Here is a 16,406-nt window from a genome sequence, read left to right as displayed (position 1 = left end):
CGCCCAAGAGCAGGGCTTGCCAGTCGGCGAGTTTTCTTTAATTTCAGCTTTCTTAAAGTGGAATAAAAAGGGTGAGGTTGAAAAAAATATTTGTATGCTAGACAAGCATTATTTGGAGCAGCTCTCTTTTCTGTAGAATCGTTTCCATTGCTTGATTATGCCGGCATTTTTTGATAACGTACAAGATAGAATGATTTTATTTTGTTACGCTTTGCGGAAATGTGTAATTGTGATCTGAAATAAATAATGTTCACATATTTGTCAGGTTTGAACAGGTCAAGTTGTATTATGATAGGAAATAGATGAAAAATCAGATGAAAAGGGGGGACAAATCATGCACGTTCTGACTGTTGGTGTAAATTATCGTACGGCGCCTGTAGAAATTCGTGAAAAGCTGTCGTTTCAAGATTCAGACCTGGAAAAGGCGATGACTCAACTACAGCAGCAAAAGAGTATACTAGAGAATGTGATTGTATCAACCTGTAATCGTACGGAAATTTATGCAATTGTTGATCAACTTCACACAGGGCGTTATTATGTAAAGAAATTTTTATCTGATTGGTTTGGTCTTCCGCTTGAGGAAGTTTCTCCTTATTTGTTTATTCGTGAGGAAGATAGTGCAATTGAGCATTTGTTCCGCGTGTCCTGTGGACTAGATTCGATGGTAGTTGGAGAAACACAAATTCTTGGGCAGGTTCGCTCAAGTTTTTTACAGGCGCAGAATATGAAAACGACGGGTACAATTTTCAATGAATTGTTTAAGCAAGCAGTTACTACTGCCAAGCGTGCACACTCAGAGACAACGATTGGCAGCAATGCTGTTTCTGTTAGCTACGCAGCGGTAGAGCTCGCAAAAAAAATCTTTGGGGATTTACGAGAGTGCCATGTTCTGATTCTTGGAGCAGGTAAAATGGGAGAGCTTGCTCTGCAAAACTTGTACGGAAGCGGCGTCGGCAGAGTAACAGTAATGAACCGTACGTTTGAGAAGGCAGAATTGATGGCTAGAAAGTACGCGGGACAGGCAATGCCATTAACGGACCTGCAGCGTGTATTAGAGAAAGCAGATATTTTAATTAGCTCAACAGGAGCAGCGCATTATGTTGTTACGAAGGACATGATGGCAAAGGTGGAAAAAACAAGACGTGGCCGTCCGATTTTCATGGTGGATATTGCTGTTCCACGTGACTTAGATCCAGCCATTAGCGAGCTGGAGAGCGCATTTTTATATGATATCGATGACTTGCAGGGTGTTGTAGAGGCAAATAAAGAGGAGCGTCTGAAGGAAGCGGAAAAAATTCAGCTTATGCTTGAAGAGGAAATTGTGATTTTCAAAACTTGGATGAATACACTTGGTGTTGTACCGCTTATTTCTGCGCTTCGTGAAAAAGCGCTCGCGATTCAAAGCGAGACGATGCAAAGCATCGAGCGTAAAATTCCCACATTGACAGAGCGAGAGCGCAAGGTCATTAACAAGCATACAAAGAGCATTATTAACCAGATGCTGAAGGATCCGATTCTAGTTGCAAAAGAACTAGCGGCTGAACATGATGCAGAGGAAAAGTTAGAACTGTTTGCGAAAATTTTCAATGTAGCATCGTTTCCGCAGCAGGAAAGCAGACAAGAGCAGGTTAAGCAAGAGCAGAAATGGGCGTTGTCCGCTCAGCATCTTGTATAGTCCGGAGAGGATAAAGGAATGAGTATTCTCGGCGGGAGCATGATTTATCACGTTGCTATTATCTTGTATGCTTGCAGCGTGAGCTTGTATTTCATAGATTATTTGCAAAGTAACCAAAAGGCAAATCGGACCGCCTTTTGGTTACTTTCCATTGTTTGGGTGTTGCATACAGTATTTATGGTGATGCGGACGATAGAAACGAATGCAAACCCGATGCTTACATTGTTTTCAGGTATTTATTTTTACGTTTGGTTGTTAATTTCTTTATCTTTGATGATAAATCGCCTATTGCGTATTGATTTTCTCGTATTTTTTACAAATGTTATCGCTGCTGGTGTGAGCGCATTCTCCATCTTTACACCGATGGGAAGAACACCGCCCGTGTTAGCAAATCAATTAGTTTCAGAATTGCTGTATGTTCATGTCGGCATGGCTGTCGTTTCATATGCGACATTTACAGTATCTTTTATTTTTTCGGTGATGTATTTACTGCAATACCGGCTGTTAAAGCAGAAAAAATGGAATGCTCGTTTGCAGAGACTTGGCAATTTAACGAAGCTTGACTCGTTATCGTACATATTAAACCTATTTTCTATTCCATTTTTCTTTCTCGCCCTTTTGTTAGGATGTATTTGGGCGTACGCGAAACTTGATCACTTCCATTGGTATGACCCGAAGGTAATTGGGTCATTTATCGTATTGTTCGTATATTGTATTGGCATTTATTTGAGGGTATCTGATAAACTGCAAGGAAGAAGTGTAGCGCACTGGAATGTTGGTGCCTTTCTGATTATGTTAATTAATATCTTTCTGTTTAGCAGCTTGTCATCATTTCATTTTTGGTACTCATAACGGTAGGAGAGAAAGTATATGCGCAAAATTATTGTAGGTTCTAGAAGAAGCAAGCTTGCATTAACACAAACAAATTGGGTTATTGAACAATTAAAGCAGCTCGGTCTGCCATTTGAGTTTGAGGTAAAGGAATTTGTTACAAAGGGAGACGTTATTGTAGATGTTACCCTCTCAAAGGTAGGCGGCAAAGGCTTATTTGTGAAGGAAATTGAGCAGGCGATGCTTGATCAGGAAATTGACATGGCGGTACATAGTATGAAGGATATGCCGGCTGTGCTGCCAGAGGGATTAACTATTGGTTGTGTACCAAAGAGAGAGGATCCTCGTGATGTTATCATTTCCAAACAACATGTTTCATTTGCAAATCTGCCGGCTGGGTCAGTTGTTGGTACAAGCAGCTTGCGACGCAGCTCGCAGCTATTGGCTGCCCGCCCTGACTTACAGGTAAAGTGGATTCGCGGTAATATCGATACACGTCTTAAAAAGCTGCAGGAGGAAGAATACGATGCAATCGTGCTTGCTGCTGCAGGATTGAAGCGAATGGGCTGGGCTGAAGATGTAATTACTGAGTACCTGGAACCCGTTACATGCATCCCGGCAGTCGGGCAGGGGGCACTTGCGATTGAATGTCGCTCGGATGACAAGGAATTATTGGAGGCATTGCAGCTTTTTAACGATGAGGAAACGGAACGTACAGTAGCAGCGGAACGTGTGTTTCTTCATAAGCTTGAGGGAGGCTGCCAAGTTCCGATTGGTGGATATGCGACGATAAATGAACAGAGTGGGCTTACGCTTACAGCCCTTGTTGGTGCAAAGGATGGATCCGTCCTTTTAAAAGAGACAGTAACAAATCAAAATCCGCAGCAGGCAGGAGAAGAAGTGGCTCGATTGTTAATTGCCCGCGGCGCGGATAAGTTAGTGCAGCAATCAAAGGAGCAGGAGTAGGATGAATCATCTTGCTCCTCTTTCCCATATCTCCGTTCTAATTATGAGGGCGGAGACACAGGCGAAAGAAATGGCCGCGGCTGTGCGCAACCGCGGCGGCATTCCAATTGAAATACCGCTGCTGCAGATTGAGCCTTCTGCCATGCAACTGGCAAGACCTTTGCAAGAATACGATTGGATTATATTTACAAGCACAAACGGTGTTCGTTTTTTTCTGGAAGGAATCGGAATGGGCAACATTCCGTCTGCTGTCAAGCTTGCGGCTGTCGGGGAGAAAACCAAACAGGAGCTTGAAGCGTATGGTTTTCAGGTCCACTTTATGCCAGAGAAATTCGTCGCTGAGGTGTTTGCAAGAGAGTTTCTCTCATTTGTTCAGCCGGGAGCGCGTGTTTTATTTCCAAAAGGGAATCTAGCGCGAGATATCCTTCCGAATGAACTGCGGGCAAATCACATTCTTCTTGATGAGATTGTAGTATACGAAACGAGACGGAATGAAGCAGCTAAAGAGCTATTGATGGAGGTGCTTCGTTCTGAACAAGCAGATGTTTTGACTTTCACGAGTCCCTCCACTGTTGTCCACTTTGCCGCTTTGCTTGAGGAAACAAATTGGAGAGAATGGACGAAACGTTGTACAATTGCTTGTATAGGGCCAGTTACGGAGAGAGAGGCTCTAGCGTATTTTCCTTCTGTTCTCGTCCCGGATACATATACGATTGACGGTTTACTCCGAAGATTAGAGAAACATTTTGCAAACGGGATACAATAGGAAGAGAAACTGAAAATGAATGGGAGATGGAAAACGATGAAGCATTTGCAATTTCAGCGTCACCGCCGCCTGCGGCAAACAGCAAATATGCGTGCGCTTGTTAGAGAAACGCACTTGCATACAGAAGATTTTATTTATCCGATTTTTGTTGTGGAAGGGGAAAACAAGCGTAATCCAGTTGCTTCTATGCCAGGTGTGGAGCAGGTGTCGTTAGACCTTCTGAATGCGGAAATCCAGGAAGCTGTAGATTTAGGCATCAAGTCTATTATCGTGTTTGGTATCCCACATGAAAAGGACGAGGTGGGTTCTTCTGCATACTGTGACCATGGCATCGTACAAAAGGCAATTTCCCAGGTGAAGGAGCAATTTCCAGAGCTTGTTGTCATTGCGGATACGTGCCTATGTCAATTTACAAGCCACGGTCATTGCGGCGTCATTGAGAATGGTGTAATCGTAAATGACGAATCATTAGAGCTGTTAGCTAAAACAGCTGTTAGCCAAGCGAAAGCAGGGGCTGATATTATCGCACCATCCAATATGATGGATGGATTTGTCGCGGCGATTCGCCATGCTCTTGATGAAAATGGATTTTCACATGTGCCGATTATGTCTTATGCTGTAAAATTTTCTTCCGCTCACTATGGTCCGTTCCGCGATGCAGCTCATAGCTCACCGAAGTTCGGGGATCGAAAGGCGTACCAAATGGATCCGGCTAACCGTTTAGAAGCATTGCGTGAGGCGGAATCAGATGTGCTAGAGGGAGCAGACTTCCTGATGGTGAAGCCGGCCCTTTCTTATTTGGATATTATTCGCGATGTGAAAAATAACTTTAATTTGCCAATAGTTGCTTACAATGTAAGCGGTGAGTATTCAATGGTCAAAGCGGCTGCACAAAACGGGTGGATTAATGAACGTGAAATTGTACTTGAGCAGCTTGTTAGCATGAAGCGTGCAGGAGCTGATTTAATTCTTACATATTTTGCAAAGGATGCAGCAAAATGGTTGAAGGAAGGAGACGTTAGCAAATGAGAAGTTTTGGTAAGTCAATTGCAGCCTTTCAAGAGGCAAAACGTCTGATGCCCGGAGGTGTAAATAGCCCAGTGCGCGCCTTTAAATCGGTCGGTATGAATCCGATTTTTATGGAGAGCGGCAAAGGATCGAGGGTCTATGATCTTGATGGAAATGAGTATATTGACTACGTGCTATCATGGGGACCTCTTATTCATGGACATGCAAACGATAGAGTGGTAGAAGCGCTAAAGTGCGTTGCTGAAAAGGGTACAAGCTTTGGAGCGCCGACTGCCATTGAAAATGAACTTGCAAAGCTTGTTATCGAGCGTGTTCCCTCTGTGGAAATTGTGAGGATGGTAAACTCCGGAACAGAGGCGACCATGAGTGCGTTGCGTCTTGCGCGCGGCTATACAGGCAGAAATAAAATCGTAAAATTTGAAGGCTGCTATCATGGTCATGGAGATTCCTTATTGATTAAAGCCGGATCTGGTGTAGCTACGCTCGGGTTGCCAGACAGCCCTGGTGTACCAGAGGGAGTGGCTAGCAATACAATTACAGTCCCATATAATGATTTGGAGAGCTTGCGCGTGGCATTTAAGCAATATGGCGATGATATTGCAGCTGTGATTGTCGAGCCTGTAGCAGGAAACATGGGGGTTGTTCCGCCGCTTCCTGGCTTTTTAGAGGGACTACGCAGTATCACAAAGGATCATGGAGCGTTGCTGATATTTGATGAGGTCATGACGGGCTTCCGCGTTGGCTATCATTGCGGTCAGGGCTATTTCGGTGTAACGCCAGATCTTACATGTCTTGGAAAGGTAATTGGGGGTGGTCTGCCGGTCGGAGCATACGGAGGCAGAGCGGACATTATGGAGCGCATTGCGCCAAGCGGTCCGATTTATCAGGCAGGAACCTTATCAGGGAACCCGCTTGCGATGACAGCAGGCTACGAAACGTTGATCCAGTTAACGCCAGACTCTTACCGAGAGTTTGAACGAAAAGCGGAATTGCTCGAGCGCGGTTTGCAGGCAGCGGCAGAAACATATGATATCCCGTATTGCATAAACCGAGTGGGCTCAATGGTTGGCTTCTTCTTTACAAATGAAAAAGTTGTTGATTACGAAACAGCCAAAACATCGAATCTGGAGTATTTCTCAGCGTATTACCGTGAAATGATTGAGCAAGGTGTCTTCCTTCCTCCGTCCCAGTTTGAAGGATTATTCTTATCGACTGCACACAGTGATGAGGATATTGAACAAACAATTCAGGCAGCAGAAATTGCCTTTTCTAAGCTGAAGGGTTGATAAAAAGAGCTAATCTAATAATCGTCTGAGGAAGACGGATTAGGTTAGCTCTTTTTTTATGAGTCTCTGTTAAGGAACATTGTTGATTTTCTTTATCATAAAACCTCCATTTTGCACATAAACCTGTAATGTCATATACGTTTGAGAGGGGGAACTCAAAATGGCAGCAGATCATCAAACATCACTTAGCTTTTCCTTAAAAGAATCGGTATGGTTCCAAAAGGGACAGGAAGTTGAGCAATTGCTTTCCATCGCGCTTGATCCAGACATTGTGGTACAGGATAGAGATTATGAAATTGTTGTAAAGGGGCAATTACAGCTAACTGGAGAATATATTCCGCAGGACAGTGAGGAAGCATCCTTCTCATTGCGTGAACTATCTCCTGTACGTACGGTCGATTATGTACATGTACGAGAGGATGGCGTAAATGAATTATCGCACTCGTTTCCTTTAGAAATTTCGATTCCGCGCTCTCGTGTGAAGCAGGCGGATGATTTATATGTAGAGATTGAAATGTTTGATTATGAACTTCCAGAACAGGGCTGTTTACAGCTTCTTGCTGATATTGCAATCTATGGGCTAACCGACCAAGCAACTGCGGAGGAGCAAATCGAGGGACGAGTAGAAGAACAGGAAGAATTATTGGAGGAATTGGAAGATCAGTATGCCGCTCCTGCCTTTGTACAGGAGGAAGAGGATGTTTTTGAGCCTTTTGAATTTGAAGTGCGTAAAGAGCCTGTGCTAGAAGAAGTAGAAAGGGAAGAACCTGTTATGCAGGTTGAGTTGTTTGGTCGTGCTGAGGAGACAAAGCAGCCGCCTGCTTCTGAAGAGGGTAAGGAGGAATTTGCGTATTCCAGCCGTGATGAAAATGCACTATATCTAACAAGATTATTCGGAAGGAATCAGGAAGAGCAATTTACGAAGCTGCGCATGTATTTTGTGCAACCGGGCGATACAGTCGAATCGATTGCAGAGCGGTACGATACAAATCTCCAGCATCTGGCGCGTATCAATCAGCTAGATGACCTATATGTTTCACAAGGTCAGGTCTTATATGTTCCAGTATCAAAAACAAAGTCTAAATCATCATGATGCTTATGTTGGTAGCTAATTAAGACGCCCCAGTTTTTCTTTACGCCCATCCTGTTAGAAGGGGTCATCATTATATGGAAACAGCAGTGAGAGAGCAATATGAACCTCTTTTACAAATGTATCGTTTGAATCCGGAACATTTAGAAGAGCATGGAAGTGTGTTAAAGGTTTATACAAACCAGGGTCCTTATGCGTTAAAGAGGCTGAGTCCGAGCCGACTTGAACGGAGCAATTTTGTACACCATCTTCGCCTTCTTTCTGAGAAGGGATTTACAAATTACGCGCCTGTATATCATGCAAGCGACGGAGAGTATTTCTTATCGGACGGACAACATCAGTACTATTTAATGCCTTGGCTTGACAGCGCAGAACAAAAGGGTGAGGAGAACGACCATTACCATCAGATGTTTCAAACCCTTGCTGCTATGCATCAAAAGACAGTGAAGGAAGAAAGTATTACAGAGGAAACCATTGACAGTCATTATAACGCGCTGTCAGGACGTTGGGAGCAGGATCGCGATATGCTTGATACGTTTCTGACGCAATCTGAAGCGAAGTGGTATATGTCTCCGTTAGAGCTGCAATATTGTACGTATTATCACCATGTTTTACGTGCACATGAGTTTGCTGCAAAGCAGCTGGAGGAATGGCAAGAGCTCATGAAGGAAAAGGAAACGACACGAATCTCTTTAATTCATGGAAACGTGTCTCAAAGTCATTTTTTGTTTGATCATGAGCGAAACGGTTATTTTATTAGCTTGGAAAATTCACAGTTTTCCACACCGATACAGGATCTTGTACAATTTTATCAGCGTTCGTTTAACACATACCCCATTGCAAGAAATGACCGCTATGAATGGTATCAAGTGTATCAGAAGCACTTTCCCTATACAAAAGAAGAAAAAAAGCTGATGCTTGCTTATCTGGCGTATCCACAAAACTTTATCAGGCAAATTGCCCGCTATGTGAAAAATGGGGAACAGCGGGATAAACGAAATGAATTGCAATTTGTGAAGAATCTTCAGCAAACCCATTGGCTGGTAAGTAATACTGAATACTTTGTATCCCAAATTCAAGCAGCAGAGCATCAAGCTGAGCAAAGTCAGCAGCAAACATAAAACCTCTCCAGCCGGAGAGGTTTTACACTTTAAAAGATATAAATTTCGAACAGGAAGACAATTCGACGTAGCGAGAAATTTTAGGAATAAAGTATAAGTACAACTACGCCTCTGTCTTTGCTCGGGGAGCAGGGATCGCCAGTCGGCGAGCTTTCTGTATGTTTGCTAAGTACAGATTCAGGAATCTATGCTGCCGTGCTTATGCTTGGAAATGCATTTTAATCGTCAAGCCAATAAAAACAATCAATAAGATAAAATCCAAAAACGTAGGGAACAGCAATGTTCGAATACCTTGAAAGACTGTGAGCGGAATGATGAAGTCATATAGCAGGGTTTGAATATTCCGCATCCAGCCGGGTGTTGCGAAATTATAAGTACGTTTAAGTCGTCGCATTCTGCATTCCTCCGAAAATAACGGGTTTATAGTACCCTATGCGGGGTAAACACCTAGTGTGCATTTCGTGCACTTTTTTCGATTTTCTGCATATATTACAAAAAACTTGGCAAAGCTTATTGACGATTGCACTTTCTTTTTTTAGACTATAGTTTGTATAAAATAATAACAAAATGCTTAGATAGGGAAGAGTACGATGTGTTTGCATCTTTCAGAGAGAGAAATCAGCAGCTGGGAGATTTCTTAGATGACAGCGTCGGAAGGTCGCCCTTGAGCTGCTTCTTTGAATATTACAGTAGAGGAAGCCGGGTGTAACCCGTTACCAGATAAAGTGTGCAAGCCTTCGCTTGCAAAAAAAGGTGGTACCGCGAATATAACTCCATTCGTCCTTTTCTGGATGAGTGGGGTTTTTTATTTTGAGAAGGAGGAATTTATATGACAAATACGGACAATAATTTACCAACGAAATACGACCATAAATCCGTAGAAGAAGGCCGCTATGAATGGTGGCTTGCAGGAAAATATTTTGAAGCAAAGGGCGAAGCTGAGAAACAGCCATACACAATTGTAATTCCACCGCCAAACGTAACGGGTAAGCTTCATTTAGGGCACGCCTGGGATACAACGCTGCAGGACATTTTAACGCGTGCAAAGAGATTACAAGGTTATGATGTGCTATGGCTTCCTGGTATGGATCATGCCGGTATTGCGACACAGGCAAAGGTAGAAGCGAAGCTGCGTGAGGAAGGAGTAACGCGCTATGACCTTGGACGTGAAAAGTTCTTGGAAAAGGCATGGGAGTGGAAGGAAGAATATGCATCCCATATTCGCGCACAATGGGCGAAGGTTGGCCTAGGTCTTGATTATTCCCGCGAACGCTTTACGCTGGATGAAGGATTATCCGAAGCAGTACGCCATGTATTTGTTACTTTATATAAAAAGGGTCTCATTTACCGAGGTGAATATATCATTAACTGGGATCCGGCAACACGCACGGCCTTGTCTGATATTGAGGTTATTTATAAGGATGTACAAGGGGCATTCTATCATATGCGTTACCCGCTTTCTGATGGATCTGGCTACATTGAAGTTGCAACGACTCGTCCAGAAACGATGCTCGGTGATACAGCGATTGCGGTTCATCCGGAAGATGAACGCTACCAGCATTTAATTGGTAAAACAGCAGTGCTTCCAATCGTTGGCCGTGAAATCCGGATTGTCGGCGATGATTATGTAGATATGGAATTTGGCTCTGGCGCTGTAAAAATTACGCCAGCTCATGACCCGAACGATTTTGAAATTGGAAATCGTCATAACTTGCCGCGTATCCTTGTCATGAATGAGGACGGCACAATGAACGCAAATGCTGGAGTATATCAAGGAATGGACCGCTTTGAATGCCGCAAGCAGCTTGTGAAAGATTTACAAGAGCAGGGTGTACTTGTCAAAATTGAAGAGCATACACATTCCGTTGGTCATAGTGAGCGCAGCGGTGTTGTTGTAGAGCCGTATTTATCAACACAATGGTTTGTGAAAATGCAGCCGTTAGCGGATGAGGCGATCAAGCTTCAGCAGCAGGAGGAAAAGGTAAACTTTGTGCCGGAGCGCTTTGAGAAAACATACTTGCACTGGATGGAAAACATCCGTGATTGGTGTATTTCCCGTCAGCTTTGGTGGGGACACCGTATTCCGGCTTGGTATCATAAAGAAACAGGGGAAGTGTATGTAGATACAAACCCGCCTGCTGATTCTGAGAATTGGGAGCAGGATAATGATGTTCTTGATACTTGGTTCAGCTCAGCGCTTTGGCCGTTTTCAACGCTTGGCTGGCCTGATAAAGACTCTGAAGACTTTAAGCGTTATTACTCAACTGATGTTCTGGTAACAGGCTATGATATTATTTTCTTCTGGGTATCACGCATGATTTTCCAAGGTCTTGAGTTTACAGGTCAACGTCCGTTCAACGATGTACTGATCCATGGCTTAGTTCGTGACGCGCAAGGTCGCAAGATGAGCAAATCGCTTGGAAACGGGGTAGACCCGATGGATGTGATTGAGCAGTATGGTGCTGACTCACTTCGATTCTTCCTATCTACAGGAAGTGCACCAGGTCAAGACTTACGCTTTAGTATCGAAAAGGTAGAATCTACTTGGAACTTTATTAATAAGATTTGGAATGCATCCCGCTTCGTGTTAATGAACATGAACGGCATGACATATCAGGAACTAGATTTAACGGGTGAGATGTCCGTTGCGGATAAATGGATTTTAACGCGCTTTAATGAAACAATTGAGAGCGTGACGAAAAATCTTGATAAGTATGAGCTCGGCGAAGTCGGCCGTGCGCTGTACAACTTTATTTGGGATGACTTCTGTGACTGGTACATTGAAATGGCGAAGCTTCCGCTTTACGGTGAAGAGGAAGCCGCAAAGAAAACAACTCGTTCCGTACTTGCATATGTACTTGAAGGAACGATGAAGCTGCTTCATCCGTTCATGCCGTTTGTAACAGAAACAATTTGGCAGCACCTTCCGCATGAAGGCGAATCGATTACGGTAGCGCAGTGGCCGACAATTCGTGAGGATTTAGCGGATAAGGAAGCGGCGGAGCAAATGCGTCAGCTTGTGGAAATCATTCGTTCTGTACGCAATATTCGCGCGGAAGTAAATACGCCGCTTAGTAAAAAGGTTCAATTGTACATTAAGGCGAAGGACGAGGCAACTCTTGCAAGTCTTCAGAAAAACAGCTCCTACATTGAGCGTTTCTGTAACCCGAGCGAGCTCGTGATTGAAACAGATGTACAAGCGCCAGAGCAATGTATGACAGCAGTTATCACAGGAGCGGAGCTATTCCTGCCTCTTGAGGATTTAATTAACTTAGACGAGGAAATCGCCCGTCTTGAAAAAGAGCTGAAACGCTTAGACAGTGAAGTAGAGCGTGTGCAGAAGAAGCTTAGCAATGAAGGCTTCGTGAAAAAGGCACCTGCTCAGGTAATTGAAGAAGAACGCAAGAAGCAGCAGGATTATACAGAAAAACGTGAGGCGGTTCGTCAGCGTTTGGCAGAATTAAAAAAATAAGCTGATATGCGAACCCGGCAAGACAGATGTGAAGCCCGGGTTCGCTTTTTTCAGAAAGGAGACTAGGATGACATATGAAGAAGCGGTAAGTTGGATCCACAACCGATTAAAGTTCGGCATTAAGCCAGGATTAGAACGGATGAACTGGATGCTTCAGCAATTGGACAACCCAGAGAGAAGAATTACATGCGTTCATCTTGCCGGTACAAATGGAAAAGGCTCCACACTTACATATATACGCTCGATCTTAGAGCAAGCAGAATATAAGGTTGGTACGTTTACTTCACCGTATATTGAAAGTTTTAATGAACGTATTAGCATAAACGGAACGCCAATTCCAAACGAGGACATTGCAGAACTTGTACGTATCGTGAAGCCTATTGCAGAAGCTTTGGATGAAACGGAATTCGGAGCGGCAACCGAATTTGAAATTTTAACTGTTATGGCCTTTTATTACTTCGGCAAGATCAATCCGTGTGATATTGTCCTACTGGAAACAGGGCTTGGGGGACGTCTTGATTCGACGAATGTTATATATCCTGTCCTATCTATCATCACAACAATTGGATATGATCATATGCATGTGTTGGGAGAAACACTTGAAGAAATCACATCAGAAAAGGCAGGCATCATTAAATCCGGCGTACCTGTTATAACTGGCGTTTCCCAACAGGAGGCTCTTGCGGTGATTGCGGAAGAGGCACAGAAAAGACGCGCGAAGGTGTATACGCTCGGTAAAGAGTTTTCTGCAGGGCATACGCAATCGACAGCGGATGGAGAAACATTCACTTTCGAAAGCCCGTTTGGTATTATGGAAAACTTAAGCATTACGATGAAGGGAACACATCAGGTACAAAATGCTGCGCTTGCATTAATGGCGGTGTATTATTTAAAAACATATCAATCATTTTTGGTGAAGGATGAGGACATTCATCATGGATTAAAGAAAGCCTTTTGGCTGGGCCGTTTTGAGCAGCTGTCTGATCACCCTCGGATCGTAATCGATGGTGCTCATAACCCGGAAGGAATCACTAGCCTTGTGCAAACGGTACAGTCTCATTATGCTGATAAACGTATAACGGTATTGTTCAGTGCACTTGGGGATAAAAAAATAGCTGAAATGGTAGCAGGACTTGAGACAATCGCGGATCGTATGGTATTTACAACCTTCGATTTTCCTCGTGCTATTTCACCAGAGCTGTTAGCCAAGCATTGCAGCATGGAACAAAAGGAGATATATCAGGATTGGAAAGAAGCTATAGACAAAATTAAACCGATTCTTACAGAGGAGGATTTGTTTCTGATTACAGGTTCACTCTATTTTATTTCCGGTGTTCGTAAATATATAACAGAAAGCAGATAGCGCAAGCTGTCTGCTTTTTTGCATTGTAAGAAAGTATAAATTTCTAGCTGGAAGCCAATTCGACGTAGCGAGAAATTTTAGGAATAATGCTTAATCTTTTCTTTTTCTTTGTTCTGCTAAGCGTTATGTGAGAATAAACATAGAAATATGAAACAAATTGACGAAAATGATTTTCCTTCTCCTGACAAATCTCATGTTCTTTTTTAGAAGAACTGTGCTACCATTCTAAAAAGCAATAAGAAGGGGATGAAGCCATGGACAAGCGTTCTCCAAAAATCTTAATTAAAGTGAACGGTACCGAAACAAACTATAAGGAGGAGCCGACAAAGCAAGATGCTCCCCCGCAGGAGGAGTTCCAATGGATGCTTCCTTCCGAGCAAATTTTACAGCATAATGTAGTACCATTTCGTGCAGGGAATGAACTTTCAGTAGAGCCGAAAAAAAGGAAAGGGCGCCGTAAGCAGATGATTCTCACTGTTGGAACGGCAATTTTGCTTGGGACAGGCTTTGGCTTTGGAGTATTACATGTGTTAGATGGTACGAAGGAAGAAAAAAGCATGCCAGCAGCGGCTAGTGTAACTTCTACAACAACAACTGCTCCTGCAGAGAAGCAAACGAAATCCTCGGAGCAACAAACGCAGCAATCTGCAGCATTAGAGGAGCTTGCTGTGTATGTTATACAAGGAAATGTGTTTTCCACAGCGGAAAGGGGACAAGCAGCACTAGATGATATGAAGAAAAAGGGAATGCCGGGGGCTCTCATCAACTCTGATGGAAAAACCTTTTTGTTTATCGGCATAGCGAATGATGAAAAAGGAGCGAAGAAACTCACCGCCTCCTATAAAGCGAAGGGTTTTGCTGTACTGGAAAAGCGGCGGGTTCTCACAGATAAACAGGTACCGGCAGCATTCAAAAAATATGAGGGACTGATAGGCAAAACTGAGAAGTCACTTCGTACTCTTATTGAGCAAACTTCAACTGTGTATACGGCAGGGAAAATCAGCAATGAGCAGTGGAGTGAGCTGGATAAAAGTGTGAAGGAGCTTACCAAGGAGGGGAAGTCTGTCGAGAAGGCTGAAGTGAAAAAGCTGCTTACGTACGTGTCTCTTTCCTGCGATGCTCTGCAGGAATATAAGGAAACAAAAGATGAAAAGACGTTTGTAAAGCTGCAGCAGCTTTTGTTGGACGGACTTGTTTCCTATGAGACAGTTCTCACAGGAAAGGACTCATAACGAACGGGAAGAAGAAAGAATCCTTCTTTCCTTTTTTGTTTTCTAAGACGAGATTCGCAGAAATCGATGAATAAAGTGACATTTTGTAAAATTGAGAGGAAGTTGTATATTTGATACGATACAAGCGTATCTTCCTTCTAAAACAACATAGGAAAGGTGATAGGATGACAAAACCCCTTATCTTAGCTTCGGCATCCCCAAGACGTAAGGAGCTGCTAGAGCTTGTGCAAATTCCATTTGAAATTCATGTGAGCGAGGTAGAGGAAAAGATTGAAGAAACCGCGTCTCCGGCAGAGGTTGTGATGTCCCTAGCGGCGCAAAAGGCAGCCGATGTTGCACGGCATTATCCTCATGCTGTTGTGTTAGGAGCAGACACAATTGTAACATACGGCGCACGGATGCTAGGAAAACCAAACAGTAAGGAAGAAGCCGTGGAAATGCTGCGCCTTTTATCAGGCAACATACATGAGGTGTATACTGGAGTAGCGCTCATTTCCGAGGGTGAAACCTTTACTTTTTATGAACGAACAGAGGTAACATTTTGGAAATTATCTGAAGAGGAAATACAAGCATATGTCGAAACAGGAGAGCCTCTTGATAAGGCAGGGAGCTACGGCATTCAAGGAAAGGGCGCCACGCTAGTTAAGAAAATTAATGGTGATTATTACTCGGTTGTCGGTCTTCCAGTGGCACGTATTGTACGTGAGCTCCGATCTTTTATATGGGAGGGGAACGATGCGTATAAACCAGATTCGTGATGTAGTAAAGGATGATCAGCCAAGGGAACGTTTATTGATAGAGGGGGTAAGCAGCTTGTCTAATACAGAGCTGCTTGCTGTTTTATTAAGAACGGGAACAAAGGAGGAGTCTGTTTTAGCGCTTGCAGGTCGTATTTTACATCATTTTGATGGTCTTCGGATGCTAAAAGACGCAACAGTGGAGGAGCTGACAAATATAAATGGCATCGGGATTGCAAAAGCAGCGCAGCTCATTGCAGCCTTTGAGCTGGGGCGCAGAATGGTACGGATTGAATACAAGGAGCGCTATAGCATCCGCAGCCCGGAGGATTGTGCAAACTATATGATGGAGGAGATGCGCTTTCTGCAGCAGGAGCATTTCGTCTGTTTATATTTAAATACAAAAAATCAAGTAATGCACAGGCAAACGGTGTTTATCGGCAGTTTAAATGCCTCCATAGTACATCCACGCGAGGTCTTTCGCGAAGCGTTTCGCCGCTCTGCTGCCTCTATTATATGCCTTCATAACCACCCCTCAGGCGATCCGGCCCCGAGCCGTGAAGATATCGAAGTGACAAAAAGATTAGCAGAATGCGGAAAGATCATGGGTGTTGATTTGCTTGATCATATTATCATCGGAGAGCATCGCTTTGTTAGTTTAAAGGAAAAAGGTTATATTTAAGTCTATCCATTTTTTTTGTTTTGTTTTATAATGTATTTTATGAGTTTTTTATAGGGTTTAGCGAACAATAAAGAAAGATATAGATAGAAACGTGTTGTTTTTAAATATATAAATAAAAATAAGGAAAGTATTTTCGTTTTGGAAAGGAAGATACAC

The 16,406-nt window shown here is 43.3% G+C and carries 14 protein-coding genes and 1 other annotated feature; of the genes, 13 read left to right on the top strand and 1 reads right to left on the bottom strand.

Annotated elements, in window-relative coordinates:
- Positions 1-334 precede the first annotated feature (334 nt).
- The 8 genes from hemA (at position 335) to ysxE (ending at position 8,764) form a co-directional block, all read left to right on the top strand.
- Positions 335-1,675 (top strand): glutamyl-tRNA reductase, encoded by a 1,341-nt coding sequence (gene hemA, locus EP737_RS09470; protein WP_129727729.1) that lies wholly within the window; start codon positions 335-337, stop codon positions 1,673-1,675.
- A gap of 18 nt (positions 1,676-1,693) precedes the next feature.
- Positions 1,694-2,527 (top strand): cytochrome C assembly family protein, encoded by an 834-nt coding sequence (locus EP737_RS09465; protein WP_129727728.1) that lies wholly within the window; start codon positions 1,694-1,696, stop codon positions 2,525-2,527.
- A gap of 18 nt (positions 2,528-2,545) precedes the next feature.
- Entirely contained in the window at positions 2,546-3,472 is a 927-nt protein-coding gene (gene hemC / locus EP737_RS09460) for a hydroxymethylbilane synthase (protein ID WP_129727727.1), read from the top strand.
- Between the two features lies 1 nt (position 3,473).
- Positions 3,474-4,238 (top strand): uroporphyrinogen-III synthase, encoded by a 765-nt coding sequence (locus EP737_RS09455; protein WP_129727726.1) that lies wholly within the window; start codon positions 3,474-3,476, stop codon positions 4,236-4,238.
- A 36-nt stretch (positions 4,239-4,274) separates the two neighbouring features.
- Entirely contained in the window at positions 4,275-5,267 is a 993-nt protein-coding gene (gene hemB / locus EP737_RS09450) for a porphobilinogen synthase (protein WP_129727881.1), read from the top strand.
- The gene (hemL, locus tag EP737_RS09445) at positions 5,264-6,553 is read left to right on the top strand and encodes a glutamate-1-semialdehyde 2,1-aminomutase (protein WP_129727725.1); all 1,290 of its coding nucleotides are present in this window, start codon (positions 5,264-5,266) and stop codon (positions 6,551-6,553) included. Before hemB ends, hemL begins: the two co-directional genes overlap by 4 nt.
- Before the next feature lie 160 nt (positions 6,554-6,713).
- Positions 6,714-7,646: a stage VI sporulation protein D gene (gene spoVID, locus EP737_RS09440; protein WP_129727724.1), complete on the top strand. Its 933-nt coding sequence runs from the start codon at positions 6,714-6,716 to the stop codon at positions 7,644-7,646.
- A 74-nt stretch (positions 7,647-7,720) separates the two neighbouring features.
- Positions 7,721-8,764, top strand: a complete 1,044-nt coding sequence (ysxE, locus tag EP737_RS09435; RefSeq protein WP_129727723.1) for a spore coat protein YsxE — start codon at positions 7,721-7,723, stop codon at positions 8,762-8,764.
- Between the two features lie 199 nt (positions 8,765-8,963).
- Here the strand turns inward: ysxE and EP737_RS09430 are convergent, their stop codons facing one another.
- Complete coding sequence (locus EP737_RS09430; RefSeq protein WP_129727722.1) at positions 8,964-9,158, bottom strand: hypothetical protein; 195 nt, start codon at positions 9,156-9,158, stop codon at positions 8,964-8,966.
- A gap of 169 nt (positions 9,159-9,327) precedes the next feature.
- Positions 9,328-9,552 (top strand) — a binding site (T-box leader).
- Between the two features lie 41 nt (positions 9,553-9,593).
- Here EP737_RS09430 and EP737_RS09425 point away from each other — a divergent pair.
- The 5 genes from EP737_RS09425 (at position 9,594) to radC (ending at position 16,250) form a co-directional block, all read left to right on the top strand.
- Positions 9,594-12,236, top strand: coding sequence for a valine--tRNA ligase (locus EP737_RS09425; RefSeq protein WP_129727721.1), 2,643 nt, complete (start codon positions 9,594-9,596; stop codon positions 12,234-12,236).
- A gap of 67 nt (positions 12,237-12,303) precedes the next feature.
- Positions 12,304-13,599, top strand: a complete 1,296-nt coding sequence (locus EP737_RS09420) for a bifunctional folylpolyglutamate synthase/dihydrofolate synthase (RefSeq protein WP_129727720.1) — start codon at positions 12,304-12,306, stop codon at positions 13,597-13,599.
- Between the two features lie 254 nt (positions 13,600-13,853).
- On the top strand, positions 13,854-14,831 hold the full coding sequence (locus tag EP737_RS09415) for a hypothetical protein (RefSeq protein ID WP_129727719.1): 978 nt from the start codon (positions 13,854-13,856) through the stop codon (positions 14,829-14,831).
- A gap of 164 nt (positions 14,832-14,995) precedes the next feature.
- Positions 14,996-15,589: a Maf family protein gene (locus tag EP737_RS09410; protein WP_129727718.1), complete on the top strand. Its 594-nt coding sequence runs from the start codon at positions 14,996-14,998 to the stop codon at positions 15,587-15,589.
- Entirely contained in the window at positions 15,573-16,250 is a 678-nt protein-coding gene (gene radC, locus EP737_RS09405) for a RadC family protein (RefSeq protein WP_129727880.1), read from the top strand. Before EP737_RS09410 ends, radC begins: the two co-directional genes overlap by 17 nt.
- Positions 16,251-16,406: the final 156 nt, after the last annotated feature.

Origin of the sequence: Ectobacillus funiculus (assembly GCF_004138295.1) — a bacterium.
In the GTDB taxonomy this organism is placed as follows: Bacteria; Bacillota; Bacilli; order Bacillales; family Bacillaceae_G; genus Ectobacillus; species Ectobacillus funiculus.
The sequence above is the reverse complement of the archived record's forward strand: the minus strand, read 5'-3'. Positions and strand labels throughout refer to the sequence as shown.

Coding starts and splice junctions, on each gene's coding strand:
- hemA (WP_129727729.1), top strand. CDS start 335: ATGCACGTTCTGACTGTTGGTGTAAATTATCGTACGGCGCCTGTAGAA.
- ysxE (WP_129727723.1), top strand. CDS start 7,721: ATGGAAACAGCAGTGAGAGAGCAATATGAACCTCTTTTACAAATGTAT.
- EP737_RS09425 (WP_129727721.1), top strand. CDS start 9,594: ATGACAAATACGGACAATAATTTACCAACGAAATACGACCATAAATCC.
- EP737_RS09455 (WP_129727726.1), top strand. CDS start 3,474: ATGAATCATCTTGCTCCTCTTTCCCATATCTCCGTTCTAATTATGAGG.
- spoVID (WP_129727724.1), top strand. CDS start 6,714: ATGGCAGCAGATCATCAAACATCACTTAGCTTTTCCTTAAAAGAATCG.
- EP737_RS09410 (WP_129727718.1), top strand. CDS start 14,996: ATGACAAAACCCCTTATCTTAGCTTCGGCATCCCCAAGACGTAAGGAG.
- hemB (WP_129727881.1), top strand. CDS start 4,275: ATGAAGCATTTGCAATTTCAGCGTCACCGCCGCCTGCGGCAAACAGCA.
- EP737_RS09420 (WP_129727720.1), top strand. CDS start 12,304: ATGACATATGAAGAAGCGGTAAGTTGGATCCACAACCGATTAAAGTTC.
- EP737_RS09415 (WP_129727719.1), top strand. CDS start 13,854: ATGGACAAGCGTTCTCCAAAAATCTTAATTAAAGTGAACGGTACCGAA.
- hemC (WP_129727727.1), top strand. CDS start 2,546: ATGCGCAAAATTATTGTAGGTTCTAGAAGAAGCAAGCTTGCATTAACA.
- EP737_RS09465 (WP_129727728.1), top strand. CDS start 1,694: ATGAGTATTCTCGGCGGGAGCATGATTTATCACGTTGCTATTATCTTG.
- hemL (WP_129727725.1), top strand. CDS start 5,264: ATGAGAAGTTTTGGTAAGTCAATTGCAGCCTTTCAAGAGGCAAAACGT.
- EP737_RS09430 (WP_129727722.1), bottom strand. CDS start 9,158: ATGCGACGACTTAAACGTACTTATAATTTCGCAACACCCGGCTGGATG.